Genomic DNA, 21686 nt, shown 5'->3' with positions numbered 1-21686 from the left:
ACTGGGAGGACGAGTACAACACCAATCATTCAAATATACATCAATACCTCAACGAAAAATTTTGTAGAGTGTGGGTGTGACTCCGGGGATGCTGCCGGGGAGTTCCGGAGCGACCTTGATAGTGATGGCCAGTTGGATGTGCCCGATTCTGCAAAGGAGAAGTTGAACGAAATGTTTCTCTGCTAAGAACCCTGGCAGAAAATGATCATCTCCTGATAGGGTCAGGATCCGTTGCTTCAGGGCCTGGTTCCAAGATCCTGGAAAACCCGGATATCCGGTGCCAGAAATCGAGAATAAACGATCTCGACCCCTGTGAGGGTTGCCCGAAGTCCTCTCCCGATAACAATTCAATCCGAACACAAACCGCAAGATATACTACCTCATTCTGCGAAAAATCGCCATAAGAATAAACTCGTCCTGAATCAGGTGGTTTCTGAGGGCTTAAGATGTCTGATAATATCATGTGTCCCAAATGTGGTGCTCACGACGTCCATTATCGGAGAAAACGCAAGGACTGGATCTGCGACGAGTGCGACCACGTATGGGTTCGGGACGAGGATTCGATCCATGAAAAGCCAAAAAAATTCAGGATCTTTCTGAGTTATGGACATGATACCTTCGCCCCCCAGGCACTGCGGATAAAGGCGGACCTGGAAAAGAGGGGGCATGAAGTCTGGTTCGACCTGGAACGGATCAAAGAAGGACGCGACTGGGAGGCCTACATCGAAGAGGGCCTGAAGAGATGCGACAAGGTGGTGCTCCTCATGACCCCTTACTCTGTGCGGAGACGCAACCCCGTAGATCCAGGATCCTATGACGGTTATTGCTTAAACGAGATCGCCCTCGCGATTCAGCGGAACAAACTCATTATCCCGGTGCTGCTGGTCGAACTGCCCGAAGGCCCGCCTACCTCGATCTGCAGAATTCAGTACCTCGACCTCCGCGATGCCGTACCGATCGAAGAGCATGAAGAGCGATACGTGACCCGCTTCGATCGACTGATCCATGCAATCGAACATGACGACCTGGATTTTGAAGGCGGGCAGGCACGTTTGCATAACCTGCTCATGCCACTCAATTTTGATGCAGAAATCAAGCACCATATTGCGCGGTTCACCGGGAGAACCTGGTTGAAAGAGGAGATCGATCTCTGGCTGTACGAAAAGCCGGACTCACGCGTATTCTGGTTGACAGGCGGGCCGGGGATCGGAAAAACGGCCATAGCAACTCATTTATGCCACAGTCACGGCGATGTCGTCGCCTATCACCTCTGCATACATGGAAACGAAGACAAAAGCGATCCGCGCCGGGCCCTGCTTTCTATCGCCTACCAGATCGCTCAGCACCTGCCGGAATATAATCAGCGGCTGAATACACTTGATCTCGAAAGAGAGGTGTTCAAAAATACCCAGACGCTCTTTGACAATCTTGTCGTCCAACCTCTGACCTCTGACTTCCCTGTGCCCGACCGCCCCTGCCTGGTGATCATCGACGCGATCGATGAGGCAACACGGGAGGGCCAGAATGAGATTGCAACCTTTATCCGCGATCAGTGGGGGAAGACGCCCTCATGGCTTCGTCTCATGATCACCAGTCGTCCGGAGGCCGAGATCGTTACAACGCTGACAAATCTCAATCCATACGTCTTCGATGCCAGGAGGGCTGAGAACCTGCAAGATCTACGGCAATACCTCGTCGAATCTCTGAGGCAGATGGGTTTGAAACCTGCTGACGGATCTGTTGAGGAGATCCTGAAGAGAAGTGAAGGGGTGTTCCTCTATGGCGTAGTGGTCCTCGAAGAGATCGCTCTTGGCAGGATCGATCCCGATAGACCAGACGATCTCCCCCATGGCATGGCGGGGTACTACCAGAAGTTCTTTGAACGCCAGTTCCCGGATCTCCTCCACTTCAATCACAAGATCAAGCCGATTCTTGAAAATATTTGTGCGTCACGCGAACCCCTTTCAATCGCCTTTCTTGCCGCTTCGGTCGGCATCGGTGAGATCGAACTGCGTCACCGGCTTTCACATCTCGGATCTCTTTTTCCGATCCATACCGCCGCATCATCCGAGGGTTTGATCGCGACGGTAACGCCTTTCCACAAATCCCTTCTGGACTGGCTTGTGGGGATAGACGAAAACACAGGGTATCCCCTTGCAGGGCGGCATGCAATCGACGTGCAGGCCGGCCAACAGAACCTTGCCGACAGATGCTGGAGAGAATATCGGGACGGGCCGACACGGATGGGCCGCTATGCCATCCGCCACCTCCCCTCTCATCTGGCCTCGCTGAACCGGTGGGAAGACCTGACAGAACTCCTCACCGACTTTGAATTTATCGAGTCGAAAGTGCGGGAGAGCGGGCCGAATCCGCTGATCGATGACTACGACTTTGTCCTTCAATCGGAGAATAATGCGTCAGAAAACCTTTCTGGGAGCATGGCAGAGAGCCTCCGTCTCATCCAGGGTTCGCTCAGACTGTCATCGCATATTCTTCAAAACGATGCATCGCAACTGGGTAGCCAGCTTTTCGGGCGATTATGCCATCGCGAAGAACCGGAAATTCAGGACTTTTTAGATCGTGTGAAAGCATCAAACCAGAGACCCTGGTTGCGGCCGATCGTTCCCTCGCTCACCCCTCCGGACGAAGCCGGAGCTCTGATCCGCACCCTCACTCATGTAGGATATGTTCCAGTGGCGGTGATGCCTGATGGCAAATCTATTCTCTCGAAATCTTTTGAAGGAATATATATCTGGGATCTTGAAACGGGTGATGAGATATATCGGGTCTCTGATTTTGGACCACATATACTCGTGATCGATGCCGCACCGACACCCGACTACCAGAATGTGGTATTTTTATTACAGACATATGAACCTGAGACAGCAAAAATCGGGATATGGGATCACAGGGACATCAAGATAATCCATACGTTCACAGGGCATATCGATTTCTTCTCACGAATTCTCGTAACTCACGATGGTCGCCATGCAATCCTGCATATTAAGGAAGAGGAAGATTATCTAAAAATCATCGACCTTGAGACCGGCCAGGAAGTCCAGACGCTCATCGGACACACAGCACGTATAGAGGCAATAGCCCTGGTTCCTGACGGTTCGTGTCTGGTTTCAGGATCTGCAGATGGAACCCTGAAGGTCTGGGATCTTGCAAGCGGTCAAGAACTGCATACGCTGTCCGGTCATAGTAAGAGCGTTACCACCATAGCAGTGACTTCTGATGGCCGGCGAGCGGTATCAGGATCCCGGGATGAGACTGTCAGGATCTGGGATCTAGAGAGAGGGTGTGAATTACGCATGCTCTCTGGCCATACTGGAGGGGTCACAAAAATGGCCATAACCCCGGATGGCCGGCGAGTAATAGCAGGATCTAGTACAGGATCTTATCAGAGCATCCTGAAAATATGGGATCTCACAAGCGGTCAGGAACTGCACACGCTCTCTATTTTCCTAGGGATCAAGTCAATGGTGTGTACCCCTGACAGCCGATATTTAATTACTGGCTCTCCTATCGGTACCGTGACAATCTGTGATCTTGAAACAGGTCGAGAATGGCATACTCTGGGTCACCACACTGAAGATGTTTTGGACATCGTTGTGACATCTGATGGTCATCGGGCGGTTTCGGGCTCCTTGGATACCACCCTGAAGATATGGGATCTGCAAATCAATTCAGAACTGCAAACCTCTCTTGACCATTATATAATGGGCGTGGATAAAATCTCCGTGACTCCTGATGGTCGCCAAGCGTTTTCGGTTTCCTCTGATGGTTTCCTGAAAGCATGGGATCTTGAGACCGTTCGGGAACGTGGTACACTTGTGGAGGATGCTGATCCTGTCATTGTGGTTGTCATGTCTCCGGACGGATGCCTCGCCGTTGCTCGGTCGCGCGACGAAACCATGAAGATGTACGATCTTGCAAAAAACGGTCGGCAACTCGATACACTGGTGGATCATGTTGACAAGGTCAATGTGGTTGCCGTGTCTCCTGATGGGAACCTGGTCGTTTCCGGATCGCGCGACGAAACGTTGAAAATCTGGGATCGTGAGAAGGGCCACGAACCACCCTGTACCCTTGCGGGATATAACCGGTCCATCTATTCCGTCGCAGTGACGCCCGATACAACGACCGCCGTAACAGGGTCTGTTGACGGTACTCTGAAGGTCTGGGATCTTGTAAATGGTCGTGAAATGCAGACTCTTGCCGGACACACCGACTGGGTAAGTGCCGTTGCCGTGACACCTGACGGTCGCCGGTGTATCTCGGGGTCGCTGGATTCCACCCTGAAGGTCTGGGATCTGATAAATGAACACGAAATGCACACCCTGACTGGGCATACGGACCGGATCACGTCGGTAGTGATGACCCGGGACGGTCTACGTGCCGTATCCGGTTCTGTTGACGGAACCCTGCGGATCTGGGATCTTGAGGACGGACGCGAGTTGCATCTTCTTGCCGGCCATACCCGGGGGATCACTGCCATTGCCCTGACCTCCGACGAACGGCAGGTAATTTCTGGTTCGAACGACACCTCCCTGAAAGTCTGGGATCTTGAGAGTGGTCGGGAACTGCATACCCTGAAAGGACACACTCTCGGGATAAACACGGTTGCCGTGACATCTGACGGTCGCCGGATCATTTCAGGATCCGACGACACGACCCTGAAAGTCTGGAACCTTATGAGCGGTCGGGAACTGCATACTCTGAAGGGGCATGCTAAGGGGATATGCACGGTTGCGGTTACCTCAGATGATCGAAGAGCCATATCTGGTTCAGGTGAGACTATTATAAGGGTCTGGGATCTGGAGAGCGGTCTGGAAATACAGACATTGGAGGATGGAGATGAGATTTGCACAGTTGCAGTGACCCCTGACGGTCAGCGGGTCGTAGTTGGAAGTTGGTATGGTCAATTCAATGTTCATGATCTAAAATCAGGGGAAGTTCTTTATTGGACAGTGGAACATAAAGGCCCTGTCATTACGATAGCAGTCAGCACGGATGGTCTCCGTGGGGTCTCTGGATCCCGCGATGAGAGTCTCAGGGTATGGAACCTTGAAACAGGGGAACTGCTACGCACTCTCACCGGTCGGAATAATGGATCTGCACTATTCTCAGAAAATCCGTTTGAGTCTGTATCCAATTCACTTTGGATCCCAAGATCAATATCTGCAATTGCAATGACTCCAGATTCGCGTCATCTCATCTCTGGGTTTGATGACGGTTTCCTGAAAGTATGGGATCTTAAAACGAGAGAAGAAAAGGCAATTCTTGGTTCCCACCGTGGCAGACTATTATCAGGTCAAGTTGCCACAATCCTTGTGACCCCCGATGGTCAGCACGTTGTTTCTGGGTCCAGAGATACTCTGAAATTCTGGAACCTCTCAGACTTTGAGGAGGTCTACTCATTGAATAGTCAGATAGAAAGATTCGATTCGATAGCCCTCACACCAGACGGTCGCCGGATCGTATCAGGATCAAACAACCATACCCTGAAGATCCGGGATCTTGCAACCGGCAAGGAGATCTTCACTCTTGCCGAATCTCGTCCCGGCGATCAGGAGGAACAACCGACCTCAACGAGAGATCCCGTCACCGCGGTGGTACTGACGTGGGACGGCAGATATGCCATATCAGGATCCGAAGATCGTACCCTGAAAATCTGGGATCTTGAGAAAAGAGCGTTCGTCACATCATTCGTCGCGGAAGGAGAGATTAACGATCTCGGCTTTTCAAACCATCTCGGAGTCGTCGTCGCCGGCGATGCTACGGGACGGGTCCATCTGCTCCACCTGGAGAATCTGCCTTTAGGTTCCCCGATCGTCACTCCCTTCCATTCCCCGGACGAGAAGAACTGTGCGTTCGGGTGCCTGTGTTGCTGCACATGGTCTGAGATCCCCCCTGACGCCCTCGGAACAGCAATCCGATGCCCGCACTGCAACGAAGAACTCCGTTTGAACCCCTTTGCCATCGAGTCGGACTGGCGGCCTATCGCACAGGCATGGATGCACGAAAAGGAGGAGGATTAATCCCCCCCTCTCTCCAGCCTGACGATCTTCATATCCACGCGTGCGAGGAGAGCAGGGATGATCCGCACCGCCACCCGGTCGTACTCCTTGATCTCCTCGGAAAGGTCGACGTACGGCACAAGATATGGCGAGATCTTCCTCTCCACATCTTTCTCCCTGCCGTACGTCCAGCCCTCCGCAACCCGCTCATCCATCCACCGCTCATGCTCCATCTCCGCCAGCATCTCGATCTCTTCTTTACTGAAGGTAAAGGGCCGCTCGTCCCAGTCGGTGAGCGGAGCAATGCTGCAGGCGATCGCGGCAAGTTTCTTGCGGATCTGGTCGGCCTGTTTCCGGTTCGACTCGCGGAGATCGGACCTGAGTTCCCTCCACGGCTTCATCGCCTCGTCGGCATCCCGGGCAGAACCGTCTTTGATTCGCAGCTCGCGGTAATGTTCGTGAATCGCCCGTCCCAGGATCTCGCGGGAACCGCCGACGATCATCTCCATGCAGCACTCGCTTGCAACGAGGGGGAACGAGAATACATTCGAAAAGATCGGGGACGTCCTGAAGGTCTCGAACAACCGCGTGATCCCGTCCTCGTGCGTGGACCTGACCACGATCGGGACGTCTGCAAATGCAGGCCTCTGGTTGAGCGTCAGGGCGGTGGATACACCGATCGAAGAATCGTCGATACAGATATAGACGCGGGAAAAAGGCTTTTCCTCTCCATAGCAGAGGAAATCACCCCTCTGGAATTCGAGGGAGGCGAGGTCCATCTCCACGACCTTGAGATCGCAGTATTGCGCAAGCGAGGGGTGCCGCCAGAGCATAAGATCCCGCTTCCTCTCCGCGTCCCTGTCGATGCAGGTGACGGTTATCCTCGAGGAATTCTCAGATGTCTTCTTCCATTTTTTCACCGTCTGCACGATGAGAGTCTCGCCCATCCGCCCGAGGCCGAGCACCAGGAGATGGGCAGTGCTTCCACTCTGTTCTTCGGCGGTGAAAGATGGGTGCTCCTTCTGGATGCAGTACCCCGCGATCTGGTAGAGATTGAAGAACTCCATCGCAAAGGGGGCGCCATGTCGGTCGACGCGGGCGGTGGAGAGGAGAAAGGCCCGGTACAGAAGGGGATCTTCCAGATGGAGGTGGCACCGCACCCGGGAGTTTCCGGCGATATCCCGGCACTTCATCGCGATCTCCGTATTCACCTCGTCATTGCCGGTCACGACGAAGATGTCCCGCGCCCTGTGGACCCGTGCCTTTTTCAGCAGATCCTCCCTCGTGGCGTCCCCGATAAACACCTCCGCCCCCAATGCCCGGCACGCCTCGATCTCTCGGTTTAAGGGATCCCTCTCGATGATCGCGACGAACACTCCTCGGTCAAGGTAATGCCGCGCGATGGACGGCCCGAGGTATCCGCAACCGCAGATCACCACATGACCCGGGTAGAAGAGGAGTTTGATGGTGCGGAGACGGTCCATCAGCATCCACAGGACGATAAGCAGGGTGGAGAACGTCAACAACGGGGCCAGAAACCGTGCCACGTCCAGTTGCCAGTTATTGATCAGCACCTGCCCGCCTGACTGGAGCACGAAGAGTTGCAACGTATAATACAACAGGTCATTGGCCGTGTGCGCCTCCCCGGCCGCGGCGTAGGCAATGGAAAATCCCCAGTACCCGAGCATCACGATAAATGCCGCAAGGGCGATGATGATGCACCACCCTGTCGGAATGAAATCGTCCAGGTCGGATCCAGTGCTACGCCCCATGACCGCTCCTCTTTCCCGCCCTGAACCGCACGGCCCTCCAGCCATGTGCGACCGGTACGAAACTCTCCACCTTCATCTTCTTCAGCCTCAGTCATCATTCAGGATCCCGAGAGACCCGGTCTTCTCTGCGGGCCCATGTGGTACCCCTGCGGAGGAAACACACGTCTCTTCCACTCTCTCGGTTCAGACAGGGAATACCCAGCAGAGCCCTGCCTTACGGAGTGATGCGCATCATCGGTGTTTCTATTCGAATGATTATAAAAGAGATGATTTATGATCCCGGATATATCATGGACCTATTCTTGAGATCAGGCGGCTGTACCCCTCGTCACTGTCGGATGTCACCGCATTGATCCAGGTAGGTTCTCCGATGAGACACCTGATCTCCCGCGCCATCTCCACCTCCTCTGTCCGGAAAAATATGACCTCGATACCGCGAGCGACGGCCCTGGAGAGTTGTTCGGTAACCTCTTCCGATCGGTTTGCATGAGAGGAGAAGACGAGGACCATCCGGTCGCACGTATCCAGCCCTGCCGATTCGGGATTCCGCACGCCCTGCATGGCGGCCACGTCCCGGGGAGAGATCCAGCAGGGGATGCCCCGTGATTCAAGAGTTGCGCATAGCCCCTCTGCAGTATCGTTGTCCTCAGGCACATAACAGATATAGACTGGCGGATAGTCCGCGCCTCCTTCAACAATACCTCGTTGATGCCCAGCCTCTTTCAGTGCGGTAATCCGCTCACTCTGTGCCGACGCCGTTTCGATCATCGTCGCATCAGGAACAAAGTATGGCCTCGCCTCCAGTATCCGCCGGGTGGATGAGAGGATCTCCTCTATATTTGCCTTGTTTTTACCGAATAGATCAAAGGCATACCCGACGTCGATGGGAGGAGCCTTAGCAGTAGATGTGATTGTTACCTGGCAACAATCCGGTGTGGTGGGGGTGGCGGTTATCAGGATTTGTTCTCCCCAGGTACAGAAGTTGATCCCCCGGCTGGCCTGGATCAATCCTTCTTCTCCGAGACTTTTTTCGATTGTGATGCCGTCCATTGTTTTGAGGACTTCCAGAAGAATTTCAAAGACATAACCGGCAGGAGCAGGGACTTCGATTGATTTTTTTTCTTGAGAGTAATATCCCATATATTCACCAGCCTGTATATTGTGTAGGAGTGTTGCGATATATCGGCAATGAATGTAACGAAACATGTTCTTACAGGCCCAAAATGAATGGTCGTGCAATTTTTGTTCCCCGCAATCCTCTAAACATGCTCGACTGGGAACTGTGTACTTATCTTGATATTTGAACAATTGCGACCACCGCAGATCTATGTAATGGGCCATTTTGCCCGGATAAATCATTCATTCAATAAACAGGTTGGCAAATTATCGGAAATTAAAATAGTAAAATCTATAACTAAACAATTCATCTAGAGTATTATGGCTTTAATCGACATGCTGAAGAACCGAAATCAAAAAATAGAATCGAATTCAGTTGCTTCATCGAAAAATGAGTGCTATATCTGCAGGCGGTCCGAAGAAGAGATCGCCGCACTGACCGCTACAATGACCGAGGAGGTCGATCAGAAGATCCAGGTCCTCCAGGCCAGGATCCGATCGAAAAAGGCCGAGGTCACCGAATATTATCAGTCCATCATCGATCAGCTCGAGGGAAACCAGTACCTCGACTTCAAGATCGAGACGATCAAGACCGACATCCCGCAGTTCGGCACCAAGATCCCGAACGTGAACGAGATCGTCCAGAAAAGTTGCTCGGACTCAGAGACCGTTTTAAACGTGGTGGAGAGATTGAACGAGTCGATCCACCAGATCGCCACCGACCCGGCGTACGACATCGGTCAGGACCATCCCGAGATCAAGGAGGCCTACGACGAGATCCGGTCTCTTGAAGAGGAAAAGCACCTCATCGCCGACACCCTGAAACTCAGGAGCAGAGCGGTGCACCCGGGCACCGGGGGGCCGGGCCAGATCTCGATCCATCTCTGCGGGATCTGCTCGGGGCTGCTGGAGGAGGCGGGCAGGGGATCGTACGCGGCCGCCGATGATCCTGCTGAAGAGTGATCCGACCCCCTCTTCTCAATCTCTTTTCGGGAAGACCGATCGCCGGGGCCGACGCGTGCTCCTGATTTATATCCTCGCGGCCCCTGACCGCCACCCATGGACGAGGTGAAGGCGGCGTTCGATGCCGGGGCGTTGGAATACGACGCCCAGCGACGATGGATCATCCCCGAGATCGAGGCGTTCTACGGCGCCGCCGTCTGGGCGGCGGCGTGGCCCGGGGAGGCTCCGGCCATCCTGGACGTCGGTGCCGGCACCGGTCTCCTCTCCGCCCTGCTCCTGCAGAGGTACCCGCAGGCGTCCGTCACCCTCCTCGACAACGCGACGAAGATGCTGGCAGTGGCGGAGCGGCGTTTTGCCGGGAGGAGCAGGGTGCACTATCTGGTCGGGGACTACCGGGAGGAACCTCTACCCCGGCGGTACGACCTGATCGCATCGGCCCTCTCCATCCACCACCTTGAACACGAAGAGAAATACACCCTGTATCAGCGGATCTTCGAGGCCCTCCACCCGGGCGGCGTCTTTGTGAACGCGGAGCAGGTGAAAGGCGAGAGCGCCTGGCAGCAGGAGCGCAACTTCGTCTACTGGGACACCTTCGTGAACGACGGCCCCCTCCCCCCGGAGACAAAGCAGGAGCTCCTGGGAAGGCGGGACCGCCTGGACCGGATGGAGAAACTCTCGGTCCAGCTGCGGTGGCTGACCGAGATCGGGTTCGTCGACGTGGATGTCGTGTACAAGAACCGACCCTTTGCGGTATTTTCAGGGAGGAGGGCGTGACCGGGAACCCCGTTCAGTTCATATCGAGAAAGAGCGAGGCATAACTCTCCGCCACCGTTGCCGACACCAGGGGCTTCTCCTCGTTCAGCCACTCATAGAACCCTTCCATCGAGCGGGTGGGCGTCCGTTTGCTCTGGTAGACGAGGTCCCCCGAGTTGTTCTGCACGATCTTGAGGTATTCCTCCTTCCCCTTCACCTTCAGATAGATGACCGGGGTGTAGGCCGGGATGTCGAAGGCGATCACCACTCGGCGGAACTCCCGGTTCACGTCGTCGGCATCATAGACCGCGTCCTTGACCCTGACCGCCCGGTCATGGAGCATCGCCTCGACCCCGGCATCGTCCAGGGTGCCGAGCATGATCTTTTTGGAGAGCGGGTTGACGACCGCGGAGAGCGCGTCCATCCCGCCGTCTCCCCCGGAGAGCATGGCCCTGACGACCTGCTCGCGGTTGTGGTCATGGATCGCCCGGTAGTCGAAGGCATGGCCGGGCCTGATCCCGGCAAGGTCGAGGAACTTCGGATGAGGCGCTGGTTTTCCCGGTCGTTTTCGTATCGACCCCTCGTAGATGAGGTCCCTGATCTCCTCTATGGGATCGGTGATCAGGACGAGGTTGTCGGGTTCGGCTGCGATCTGCTGGATGCTGCTGTACCGGGAGACGTCCGCCGACGAGACCAGGACGAAGGGCACGCGCCTCTGCCCGAGCATCGAGCCCAGCAACATTTTTTTATAGGAGATCTCGTCGTGAAACTCCTTGAGGCCCATCGCCGAGGTGATCACCTCGAAGAAGCCCAGGTCTCCATGATGGTCCACAAAAAAGAGGTCCATCTCGGCGATCGTCTGGCCGTTCCCCCGGACGGTCAGGTTCCCTTTCTCCGAATAATAAAATCCGTTCTGATCGGAGTGCGGTCTGATATGGGGCCCTTGAGCGTCGGCGCCCTTCCTGACGACCGCCTTGAGGGTGTCGGTCCTGAGGGAGAGGGCGAGCAGGATCTCATAGACCAGAAACTCGTACCACCGCCCTTCGGCGGTGCGCTGGAGCACATAGTCCTCGGCGAAGAGTTCCGTTTTCTCAGGGATCCGGAGGTGACGGAGGGCCTGCTGTGCAATGGTCTCGTCGAAGAAATCGCGGGGAAAATTGTCGTCCAGCCAATCCAAAAATTCCATTTTGTGATTAGAGGGTGATGGTATCGGAATATTATATGTTTCTATCTTCGCAATCTTTTTCTCGGTATGCCTTGAGGCCGCCATCCTTTTCTCGTACCCGGCCCATCGCCTCCATATGGATGTCGCAGCCGCAGCCGTCAGAAAGGCCCGGGACCTCGGCGCCACGGTGGCGGGTTTTGTCCCGGCACAACAATTGAATGACTGTCCTTCCGCACGGGGTGCCGGTCCGCCGGGATTTTGCGCCAGGACCGGGTCGGTCCTGGTGCTGGGGCTCTATCATGACCCCGACCGCCCTGAGATGGACTGGTGGGAGGAGGGAGCGAGCACCCCAGGCGACCGGATGCTGCAGCAGATCGCCGAAGAACTTCGCCGGTGGCTGGGAGCAGTGCACGGGGTCGATGCCCGCGTCCTCCCCTACCAGATCCAGGACGGCGGGATCTACCTGAAGGACGCCGCGGTGATGGCGGGCCTGGGCTACATCGGGCGGAACAACCTGGTGATCGTCCCGGGGTTTGGGGCGAGCATCCGGTTCAGGGCGCTCTGGGTCGACCTGGAGGTGCCCTTACCCGATGCCGGGCGTCGGCCCGCCTTCTGCGAGGAGTGTCCGGCCCCCTGCCAGACGGCGTGTCCCATGCACGCCTTCGTCGACGGGCGGTATCACCGGGCCGAGTGCCTGGAAAGGATCGATGTGAACAAAAAAACCGCACGCGGGGAGCGGCGGTCGACCGACCACTGCCGCGTCTGCGAACTGGTCTGTCCGGCGAAGTGAACGGATTCGATCCCGCTCCGCAACGGTTATCGGTCGGCGCGAAGAAAAAGAGCATTCGAGGTGACCGGCATGGAAGAAGCGCATCCGGAGAGCGACCGGCGACAGGCCGACGCCGCGGTCCGGCGGGTCGCGTTCATTTCGCTCGCCGTGAACGTCGGGCTCGTGCTGGTGAAACTCGGTCTTGCCGGAATCTCGGGAAGCCTGGCGCTCGGCACCGACGCCGTCCACTCGTCCCTGGACGTCCTCGCCTCGCTCGCCCTCCTTGCCGGCATCTGGATCTCCTCGCGCACGAGCCGGGAGTTTCCCTACGGGCTGTACAAGGTCGAAAACCTCGTCGCCGTGGTCATCGCCCTGCTGGTCTTTTTCACGGCATGGGAGATCACGGCCGCGGCCATCGGCGGCGAGGCGACGGCCCTGCCCTTCGACGGATGGGTGCTCATCGCCGTCGCCGCCCTGATCTCGGTGCCCTACTTCCTCGGCACCTACGAGGTGCGGATGGGCACCGCCTACCACTCCCCGAGCCTCGTCGCCGACGGGAAACAGCACCGGGTGGACGTGCTCTCCACCTCGGTGGTCTTTTTTGCTCTGCTGGGCCGCTCCTTCGGGCTGCCCCTCGACCACCTTGCGGCAGTCGTCATCGCCGCCCTCATCGCCTACTCAGGATGGGGCATCCTCAAAGACAGCATGCGCACGCTCCTCGACGCCTCGATCGACCACGAGACGCGGGACACCATCAGGGCGGCGATCCTCGCCGAACCGATGGTGACCGGCGTGCGGGACCTGACCGGCCGCAACTCCGGTCGGTATATCTTTGTCGAGGCGAGCGTCGCGATGAAGCAGACCGACCTGGCGGAGGCGACACTGGTGAGCGAACGCATCCAGGCCCGTATCCGCGGCCTGGTCCCCAATGTGGAGCGGGTGGTCATCCACCCCGAACCCGGCGAGCGCTCACAGGTGCGCTATGCCGTGCCGCTCAACGACCTCGACGGCACGCTCAGCCCCCACTTCGGGGAGGCGCCCTATTTCGCTCTCCTCGACTTCGGCGTGAAGGAGGGGAGGCTGCAGCGCAAAGAGGTCCTTGCCAACCTGGCAAGCGGGATGGAAAAACAGAAAGGGCTGCGGGCGGCCGAGATGCTCCTCGAGCAGAAGCCCGACGTCGTCTATGCACAACAGTCCTTCGCCGGGAAGTCGCCGGAATATGTCTTCGAGTCGGCAAGGGTCGCGATGAGGACGACCGGGGTGGAGACGCTGCGGGAGCTCACGGGAGTGATCGAGGCGGAGATGGAGGAAGAACGAGACGAGTGAACGGCGCTCGGCCGCAGATGAAAATCCCAACCTATTTCCTGCCGTGCGGAGCATCCATTCCTGAACCCATGCACACCCATACACTCTCCGGCCTGAACCCCCGCCAGCAGGAGGCGGTCACGGGCCTCGGCAAACAACTCGTCCTCGCGGGCCCGGGATCCGGCAAGACCCGCGTCATCACCGAGAAGATCCTTCACCTGATCAGAGACGCCCATGCCCGTCCCGACGAGGTTCTCGCCCTCACCTTCTCCGAGAAGGCGGCCCGCGAGATGCAGGCGCGGATCGACCGGGCCGGCGACCTCACCGCGGGCTGCACGGTCCAGACCTTTCACTCCTTCTGCTTTGCCCTCCTCAAAGACCACCCCCTCGAGAGCGGGCTTAACCTCAGAAACGGCCTGATCAGCAGGACGAACCAGATCGTCTGGGGACAGCGCACCATCGACGCCTTCGGCTTCGAGGCGATCGAGGTCGGGAACAACGCCGCGGGTGTCATCGAGTCGGTGATGGACGGGATCAGCAGCCTCAGAAACGAACTGATCGCCCCGGTCGACCTGGAAGCCTATCTCGGGACGCGGCCAGACGACGACCTGGAGGCCTGCCGGCTCGGCGACCTTCTCTCGGTCTACCGCGCCTACGAAGCCTACAAACGGGACGAGCGGCTCATCGACTTCGACGACATGATCCACGAGGCTGTCGCCCTCCTGGAGAGGCACCCCATCGTGCGGGACCGTCTCAGGGCGCAGTACCCCTACATCCTGGTCGACGAGTTCCAGGACACCAACTATGCCCAGCTCGCCCTGGTCAAGTCCCTCTGCAACGGCCATCTCTGCGTCGTCGGCGACGACGACCAGACGATCTACCGGTTCAGGGGCGCATACTTCGGCAATGTGAAGGACTTCACCGAGACCTACCCGGACCGCTCGCTCACCGTGCTGAACCAGAACTACCGCAACTCAGGCACCATCCTCGCCCTCGCCGGAGAACTCATCGACCACACCCCCGACCGCCCTGCAAAGCACCTCCGGACCGGGAACCCGGCGGGCGAACCGGTCGTCGTCGCCGAGTGCGAGACCGAGGCGGCCGAGGCGGTCTACGTGGCCGACGAGATCCGGCGTCTCCTTGAAACGACGTTCAGCCCGCGGCAGGAAGGGGCGCCGCGGCGGTACCGCTGCAGCGACATCGCCGTCCTCTGCCGCCAACGCGCCCAGGGGCAGAAGGTCTACCGCCAGCTCGTGAACGACGGCATTCCTGCCGAGTTCGTGGGCGAGATGGAGGCCTTCAGGTTCCCGGCAGCCAGGGACCTCATCGCCGCCCTGCGGGTGGTCGACGACCCCCTGAACGCCGGCATCCCGATCAACCGTCTGCTGCGCCGGGCCGGGGTCTCGGAACTGACGGTCCAGCAGATCAACCGCGAGGCGCGGGCGAGTGCCGATCCCGAGACCGACACCGACGGCGTCTACGAGGTGCTGCTCAGGCACTCCGACGACGACCCGGCGGTGCGCGAGGTCGCCGACCGCCTGGCACGCTTCATCGAGATGAAGGCGACGCTCCCGGTCCCCGACCTCGTCTACACCCTGATGATGGAGAGCGGGGGGCTGTACTATGCCGCGATCAGGGGCGGCGCCGCCAGGGAGCGGCGGGTGCTGGACTGGCTCTACCGTCTCGCCACCGAGTACGCCGACCTGACGCGGGAGCCGACCATCGCCGACTTCCTTGTCTACCTCGACCAGGTGGGCGAGCTCTCGGTGGAGATGGACGAGGCGCCGGTGGAGGACGCCGTCAGGATCATGACGATCCACCAGAGCAAGGGGACCGAGTTCCCGGTCGTCTTCCTCCTCGACCTCTCTGAAGGCAGGTTCCCGGTGCGGCACCGGGCAAAGGCGTTCACCGTACCCCGCGACCTCGCACGGAGCATGGTCCCCGAGGAGGACGAGCGCGAACTCTCCCTGCAGGAGGAACGGCGGCTCTGCTATGTGGCCATGACCAGGGCCGAGGAGCGGCTGTACCTGACGCGGGCGGTGATGTACGGCCAGAGGAAGACCGCGGCAAAGCCGTCCCTCTTCCTGACCGAACTCGACTACCAGAAAAACCCGCTCGTCAGGCTCGTCACCGTCCCGGCCCCGCAGACGGTGGCCGACGGGGTGGTCGTCGGCGACCAGGAGCAGGCACGGCAGCGGCTGCAGCAGGAGGCGATCCGGGCCGTCGCCGAGATGCGGCTCTCGACGGCGGTACAACGCCTCGCCGATCTGGAGAAGTGCCGACTGCTCGCCGCGGGAGCGGACCCGGGATCATTCGATCCGGCCTCCTTCTTCTCGGTCCCTGCGACGTCCTTCGACCCCGGGGTGACGGCGAGGACGCGGCCCGAGCCCTGGCTGGCCGACGACCTCCGGCTCTCGGCCTCGGCCCTCACCACCTACGAGGACTGCCCTCTCAGGTTCAAGTTCGGGACGGTGCTGCGGGTGCCGACGAGGCCGAAGACCTTCTTCTCCCTCGGGACCTCGCTTCACGCCGTCTGCGAGCAGATGGGACGCCGGAAGATGGCCGGGGAAACGGTCACGCTCGACGCCGCCCTCGCCGTCCTCGACGCCGTCTGGTCCTCGGCCGGGTACCCCTCGAGGACGAAGGAGGAAGAGGACCTCGCGAGGGCCAGGGAGATGGTCGCGACCTATGTCGCCTGGGAGGCGGCGAACCCCAACGAGGTGGTGGACGTCGAGCGGTGGTTCGAGTTCTTCATCGACGGCGTCCGATTCGTCGGCTCCATCGACCGCCTGGAGCGGACGCCCGAAGGGCGGTATGTGGTGGTCGACTACAAGTCGGGCGGCACGACCTCGATCACCAAGAAGCGTCTCCCTGAAAACATCCAGCTCAACCTCTACTCCCTCGCCGTCAGGGAGATCTTTGGCGACCTTCCCGAGCGGGCGACTTTCTTCTTTGTGCGGGAGAAGAAGGAGTGGAGTTATCTCCCGACCGAGGAGACGGTCGGGGCGTTCAGGGCGCGGGTGTCGGCCGACATCGAGCAGATCCGGGCGGGGGCGTTCCCGGCGGTGACGGGGTACGGGTGCAGTCGGTGTGATTATCGGATGCTCTGCGAGGGGACGGAGGGGGAGCGGGAGTGGTAATCACCGGGTCCTGCGCAACCATTATTACTAATCCAGATTAGTACTAATCATGATTAGACCCTTCGTCGACCGGGAGGAGGAGCGCCGCCTCCTTGAGGAGGAGTGGCAGAAGCCGGGCGGACGGATGGTCATCCTGTACGGTCGGCGCCGGATCGGGAAGACCAGGCTCCTCGCCGAGTTCGTGCAGGGAAAAGAGGGCATCCTCTCCTTCTCCGAGGACGTCGCAGCGCCGCTCCAGATCAAACAGTTCCAGGCAGCGTGTGCGGCCTTCTTCGACGACGACCTCCTCGCCTCCCTCCACATCGAGACCTGGGACCAGATCTTCACCTACCTCGCCCGAAAACCTCTCGCCACACGGGCCTACCTCGTCATCGACGAGTTCACGTACCTCATCAAAAACGATCCCTCGATCCTCTCGGCACTCCAGAAGGCCTGGGACACCGAACTCGCCGGCTCGAACTGGTGCATCCTCCTCTGCGGCTCGATGCTCGGGCTCATGAGCGACCTCGCCCTCTCGGCCACCTCCCCTCTCTACGGCAGGCGGACCAGGGACATGCTCCTCGAAGCCCTGCCCTTCGTCCATGCCAGAAGATTCCTTGACCAATCCTTCCCGGACGCCCTGCGGACCTACCTCGCCATCGGCGGCGTCCCCGAATACCTGCTCAAGGCCGGGGACTACGATGCATTCTCCACATTTGTCGAGCGGGAGTTCTTCTCCCGCTTTGGCTACTTCTACCGCGAGCCCTACTTCATCCTCTCCCAGGAGTTCCGGGAACTCAAGACCTACCAGTCGATCATCAACGCCATCGCCGAGGGCAACACCGCACCGGGCGCCATCGCGCAGTTCTGCGGCATGGACACCCGCCAGATCTATCCCTATCTCGAGGGCATGATCCGCCTCGGGATCGTGGAGCGCGAACTGCCCATTCTGGTGGATACCAGGCGCGGCGTCTACCAGATCAAAGACACGGTCTTTGATTTCTGGTACTCCTTTGTCTTCCCAAACCGCGAGGCGATCGAGACCGACACCCTCCTCCCCTCCTCTCTTGCGATGGACCGCTACTTCGGGAAACCGTTCGAGAGATTTGTGCGCCGGGAGGTCGTGCCCGCGATCCTTCCGGGCAGCAGGACCGGGCGGTGGTGGTGGAAGGGCGAGGAGATCGATCTCGTGGCGGTCGACGATTCCGTCCGCCGCATCGTCTTTGGCGAGTGCAAGTGGGGCGGTCTTAGCCTCCGTGAGGCGCGAGGGGTGTTCTCGCGCCTGGAGAGGAAAGCGGCGAAGGTGCGGCACGAGCACTACCCGGAGGAGCGCTATCTCCTCGTTGCAGGGAACGTGGAGGGGAAGGAAGAACTGCGGGCCGAGGGCTACCTGGTGTACGACCTCGCCGATATCGAGGTTCTCATGGGGGGTGCGTGATGGACCGCCGCTCCCGATACCGCGGGGTGCCTGCTCGCGGTGAACCTCGGCGACGACGCCGACACCACCGGCGCGGTGTATGGGCAGCTCGCGGGGGCGTACTATGGCGAAGAGGGGATCCCGGCGGCGTGGGTGGGGAGGCTCGCGCTGCGGGAGAGGATTCTGGGGCTGGCGGATGGGTTGGTGGACGGATGTTCTGGGTGAAGGGGGGGTGCCGGTGCTCAGACAGATTTTTGAAAAAAGTGGGGTCAATGGAAATCTTCAAAGGGCTTATTCACTCAGATCTGAAAGAATCCCTATAATTTTATTGATGATCGTCACCATCTCCCTCCTCTTCTCCATCACCTCATCTCTGCTGTAGAATGATAGATGGGCGGCACCGTTCCGCTCCAGAGAAAGGTCCCGGCAGAGACTCCCGATCCGGTTAATTACCTCCTCGGAGAACCCTTTCTCCTCCATCATATTCAAGAACTTCAGGCTCAACGGATTTTTGTGTGTTTTTCTTATATCTGACACCAATTTATCCCACTGACCCAGAGCAAGGGATTTCTCAGGGGTGCCAAGCACCGTCTTCAGCGTGAACGGCAACGCCGGGATCTTTTTTTCATCAGATCCTTTCCAGAAAGCAGATCGGATCCCGATGCCCGGCGTGGTGCAGAACCGGGAGTCCTGCCGGATCTGTTCCCTGATAGGGAGGAGAATAGTCTCATACAGCATTTTCTCCACCCCTTTCCCATACTGGATGACGACCGGGCCGAGGTCGTAGGACGCACGTTCGGGGCCGGTAAATACACTGTACAACAACCAGTCGCCGGTCCTGAAGACCGAACGTACCTCCTCTGAATCGATCCGTGACAGGGAGATCACGTTCGCAGACATTCTGGTGATCTCCTCCTCCATCTGCCGCAATCGATCGTTCTCAGGATCGATTTCACATGCCTTTTTGATTGAGGCGAGTGCCCGGTCATATTCCATCATGCAGGTATGACAGCGTGCCAGTCCTGCATGTGCATCCAGTGATTGCGGTGCCTCGGCCGTTGCCCGCGCAAACCATTTGCACGCGCTTTCGTGGTCTCCCTCGGCGAAGTAGGATTCGGCGATCAGATTGAAGATTGCTGCCCGCTCAGACCCGGACTCTGCACCCTCAGCGGCTCTCTGGAACCACGCACGGGCCTCGGCACTCATACTGTTCAGGAGATATGCTTGTCCAATAAATAGAGCAGGGTTGCCAGGCAGACCGAGAGCAGAAAACTCTCTGGAAAATGCTTTCAAAAACCGGGTCGAGAGAGCCGGGTCATCCCATCCTGTGGTATCAAAGATGACTGGCTTGAGGATGCCGATATAGCCGTTCTCAGGTCCGGCCATATTCCCTGTACCGGCAGAACAGAGGGCCGAGCGGATCCCTTCAGAAACCTCCTCATCAATCTCTCTGGTATCCCGGGCCTTCAGCAGGGCAAAGGAAATCCAGCAGAATGATTTTGTATATGACCCTTCGTCAGAAAGTTCTGCAGCCCTTCGCAGAAGATCGATTGCCTCGGTATTTTTTCCGAAATGTCTGAGAAGGCTGGATTTTTCTGAATACGTAGTAGGAGTAGGGCGAATGTCCAGGAGACACTCGATCCAGTGCATGGCATCCATATACTGAAACGATAGTACTGCATTCCTGTATCGGCGTTGATAGATCTCCACCCTTTTCCTGGATTCGGTCTCACGGATCGTTTGGAAATCGGGATCATCCATAGTTCGGGTGAACAGATCGAGTCTTTCAAGGGCGATGGAGAAGTGCGGATCCTTCGGATTGGCCAGGTTGACATACTCGGTCAGATGTTCGTATTCCTGATCATGTTCGCCTGTCCGCCTGGACGCCTCGGCGAGATTGTATTCTATGGAACTCAGAATTTCTGAAGGAAGATGACAGGTATCTTTAACGATTCCGGCAATATCTTTTCGGAACCGTTCGCTGCCGTTAAGATAATGCTGCATCTCAGCGCAATTTTTCCGCTCGACGAATTCTTTGTATTCACGAGTGCCCTGTTCCAGTTTTTTCGTCAGTTTTCGTGCAGTCTCGTACCATCTCAGGGCAGACTGGTAGTCTTCATATTCCCGGTATGACGTTGCGGTGGAACTCGCGATATAATATTTCGCCTTCCTGTCCTTCTCATGGGAGAACGCATGTTCACCAATTTTTGCCGCGTGTTCATAAAAACCGGCATAATACAACTGGCTGATCCTGAAGAGATAATAATAAGATTGATTCTCAGGAACATATCGGTCGATCTCTGAGAGATACTTCTCACCGATCGAAAACGGATAGTCGCCATTGAGGATCTCGATCTTTTCTTCACGTGAAAGATGTGAGAACCACTCATACGCCGCAATGGTAGAACTATCTGCCTCAAACTTCCAGAGTTCACGGACCACATTGATGTCGGTGCCGGAATCAACGACACTTTTCCCGAATATCGCCTTTTCAAGGATTGTCAGGAACGGCAGGATCGGAATAGTCCACTCCATGAGGGACATGTCAGGCAGTGCAGAATCACCGGATGCAAAGTATCTCCCTTTGAATTTGAGGTTCTGCACCGAAAACCGGTTTATTGCATGCAAAATATCGTCGGTAAATCCGGCCGCTGGAAAGAGAGGATCGTCCACTCCCATCATTGGTCCATAATAGAGTCCACTCGCTTGATCGCTCATCTGTTGGCGTATCGCAATGATCTCAAGATCATTGTCGATTCTGCCTTCCGCGGCTTCGAGGCGCGTCTGAAGGTATCTGAGTTTGCTCTCTCCCTCCCTTTGGGAACGGTCTCTGTTATAATCAGAGATCATGAAGGGATCCTGGGAAAATCGTATGGCCTCTTCAAAGGGATCCAGTCCCTTTTCAGCGGCTGCAGAAACTATTTCTGCCAGACCCTTGGGCCCGGGCACATCAGGATCTGAATATGGTATGCTGGATGTCTCTCCAAAGAGCAGGAGAATTTTCTGTCGAATCCTATCCTGAATTGCAGAGCTTTCTTCCACTCTCTCGAAAGCGTACTGTGCAAATCCCGGGTCGCGCTTTAGGCGGACCAACATCTGGTTCGTGAGGGCATGATCGATGAATCGGTCACGCTTCTCCTCATGGGAGAGGTCCTGCACTGATTGGAGAAATTCTTGGTCCGCCTGAATAACATATGACTCCCAGAGAAAATCCCTTATCGGGTGTGTATTAAGCATCATTGATCAATCAAACTCGTATTATGTGTTCAATAAATTTTCTAACG

Annotated in this window: 12 protein-coding genes; 8 read left to right on the top strand and 4 right to left on the bottom strand. The window is 57.4% G+C overall.

The features are described 5' to 3' along the window. Positions 1 to 446: 446 nt before the first annotated feature. Positions 447 to 6044, top strand: coding sequence for a P-loop domain-containing protein (locus tag E2N92_RS00800; protein WP_220681809.1), 5598 nt, complete (start codon positions 447 to 449; stop codon positions 6042 to 6044). Here E2N92_RS00800 and E2N92_RS00795 read toward each other — a convergent pair. Together E2N92_RS00795 and E2N92_RS00790 are read right to left on the bottom strand one after the other, a co-directional pair. Continuing rightward, a complete protein-coding gene (locus E2N92_RS00795) occupies positions 6041 to 7795 on the bottom strand; it encodes an NAD-binding protein (RefSeq protein ID WP_220681808.1) in 1755 nt (584 codons plus the stop codon). The two genes, E2N92_RS00800 and E2N92_RS00795, sit on opposite strands and share 4 nt — an antisense overlap. 288 nt (positions 7796 to 8083) lie before the next feature. Next, positions 8084 to 8935: a toll/interleukin-1 receptor domain-containing protein gene (locus E2N92_RS00790; protein WP_220681807.1), complete on the bottom strand. Its 852-nt coding sequence runs from the start codon at positions 8933 to 8935 to the stop codon at positions 8084 to 8086. A gap of 297 nt (positions 8936 to 9232) precedes the next feature. On the opposite strand from E2N92_RS00790, the gene E2N92_RS00785 reads away from it, so the two are divergent. Together E2N92_RS00785 and E2N92_RS00780 are read left to right on the top strand one after the other, a co-directional pair. Next, on the top strand, positions 9233 to 9874 hold the full coding sequence (locus E2N92_RS00785) for a hypothetical protein (protein WP_220681806.1): 642 nt from the start codon (positions 9233 to 9235) through the stop codon (positions 9872 to 9874). Positions 9875 to 9970: 96 nt separating this feature from the next. Continuing rightward, positions 9971 to 10648, top strand: a complete 678-nt coding sequence (locus E2N92_RS00780; protein WP_220681805.1) for a class I SAM-dependent methyltransferase — start codon at positions 9971 to 9973, stop codon at positions 10646 to 10648. Between the two features lie 13 nt (positions 10649 to 10661). Here the strand turns inward: E2N92_RS00780 and E2N92_RS00775 are convergent, their stop codons facing one another. Beyond that, positions 10662 to 11813: a hypothetical protein gene (locus E2N92_RS00775; RefSeq protein ID WP_220681804.1), complete on the bottom strand. Its 1152-nt coding sequence runs from the start codon at positions 11811 to 11813 to the stop codon at positions 10662 to 10664. Between the two features lie 115 nt (positions 11814 to 11928). Here E2N92_RS00775 and E2N92_RS00770 point away from each other — a divergent pair, with 115 nt between their 5' ends. The 5 genes from E2N92_RS00770 to E2N92_RS00750 all read left to right on the top strand — a co-directional run bounded on the left by E2N92_RS00770 (position 11929) and on the right by E2N92_RS00750 (position 18627). Next, positions 11929 to 12582: a hypothetical protein gene (locus tag E2N92_RS00770; protein ID WP_220681803.1), complete on the top strand. Its 654-nt coding sequence runs from the start codon at positions 11929 to 11931 to the stop codon at positions 12580 to 12582. 69 nt (positions 12583 to 12651) lie between these two features. Then, positions 12652 to 13887, top strand: coding sequence for a cation diffusion facilitator family transporter (locus tag E2N92_RS00765; protein WP_220681802.1), 1236 nt, complete (start codon positions 12652 to 12654; stop codon positions 13885 to 13887). 68 nt (positions 13888 to 13955) lie between these two features. Next, the gene (locus E2N92_RS00760) at positions 13956 to 17006 is read left to right on the top strand and encodes an ATP-dependent helicase (RefSeq protein WP_220681801.1); all 3051 of its coding nucleotides are present in this window, start codon (positions 13956 to 13958) and stop codon (positions 17004 to 17006) included. Between the two features lie 49 nt (positions 17007 to 17055). Then, the gene (locus tag E2N92_RS00755; RefSeq protein WP_220681800.1) at positions 17056 to 18423 is read left to right on the top strand and encodes an ATP-binding protein; all 1368 of its coding nucleotides are present in this window, start codon (positions 17056 to 17058) and stop codon (positions 18421 to 18423) included. Between the two features lie 30 nt (positions 18424 to 18453). Continuing rightward, positions 18454 to 18627, top strand: coding sequence for an ADP-ribosylglycohydrolase family protein (locus tag E2N92_RS00750; RefSeq protein ID WP_281425802.1), 174 nt, complete (start codon positions 18454 to 18456; stop codon positions 18625 to 18627). A 66-nt stretch (positions 18628 to 18693) separates the two neighbouring features. On the opposite strand, the gene E2N92_RS00745 is transcribed toward E2N92_RS00750, so the two are convergent. Further along, entirely contained in the window at positions 18694 to 21642 is a 2949-nt protein-coding gene (locus E2N92_RS00745; RefSeq protein ID WP_220681799.1) for a tetratricopeptide repeat protein, read from the bottom strand. Between the last annotated feature and the right edge of the window lie 44 nt (positions 21643 to 21686).

Source organism: Methanofollis formosanus (assembly GCF_019633745.1).
Lineage (GTDB): Archaea > Halobacteriota > Methanomicrobia > Methanomicrobiales > Methanofollaceae > Methanofollis > Methanofollis formosanus.
This window is presented reverse-complemented; position numbering and strand designations above follow the sequence as displayed.

What these genes read in the sequence shown, in the direction of transcription:
- E2N92_RS00790 (WP_220681807.1), bottom strand. Translation starts at nt 8,935, where the DNA reads ATGGGATATTACTCTCAAGAAAAAAAATCAATCGAAGTCCCTGCTCCT.
- E2N92_RS00765 (WP_220681802.1), top strand. Translation starts at nt 12,652, where the DNA reads ATGGAAGAAGCGCATCCGGAGAGCGACCGGCGACAGGCCGACGCCGCG.
- E2N92_RS00775 (WP_220681804.1), bottom strand. Translation starts at nt 11,813, where the DNA reads ATGGAATTTTTGGATTGGCTGGACGACAATTTTCCCCGCGATTTCTTC.
- E2N92_RS00745 (WP_220681799.1), bottom strand. Translation starts at nt 21,642, where the DNA reads ATGATGCTTAATACACACCCGATAAGGGATTTTCTCTGGGAGTCATAT.
- E2N92_RS00800 (WP_220681809.1), top strand. Translation starts at nt 447, where the DNA reads ATGTCTGATAATATCATGTGTCCCAAATGTGGTGCTCACGACGTCCAT.
- E2N92_RS00760 (WP_220681801.1), top strand. Translation starts at nt 13,956, where the DNA reads ATGCACACCCATACACTCTCCGGCCTGAACCCCCGCCAGCAGGAGGCG.
- E2N92_RS00785 (WP_220681806.1), top strand. Translation starts at nt 9,233, where the DNA reads ATGGCTTTAATCGACATGCTGAAGAACCGAAATCAAAAAATAGAATCG.
- E2N92_RS00755 (WP_220681800.1), top strand. Translation starts at nt 17,056, where the DNA reads ATGATTAGACCCTTCGTCGACCGGGAGGAGGAGCGCCGCCTCCTTGAG.
- E2N92_RS00780 (WP_220681805.1), top strand. Translation starts at nt 9,971, where the DNA reads ATGGACGAGGTGAAGGCGGCGTTCGATGCCGGGGCGTTGGAATACGAC.
- E2N92_RS00795 (WP_220681808.1), bottom strand. Translation starts at nt 7,795, where the DNA reads ATGGGGCGTAGCACTGGATCCGACCTGGACGATTTCATTCCGACAGGG.
- E2N92_RS00770 (WP_220681803.1), top strand. Translation starts at nt 11,929, where the DNA reads ATGGATGTCGCAGCCGCAGCCGTCAGAAAGGCCCGGGACCTCGGCGCC.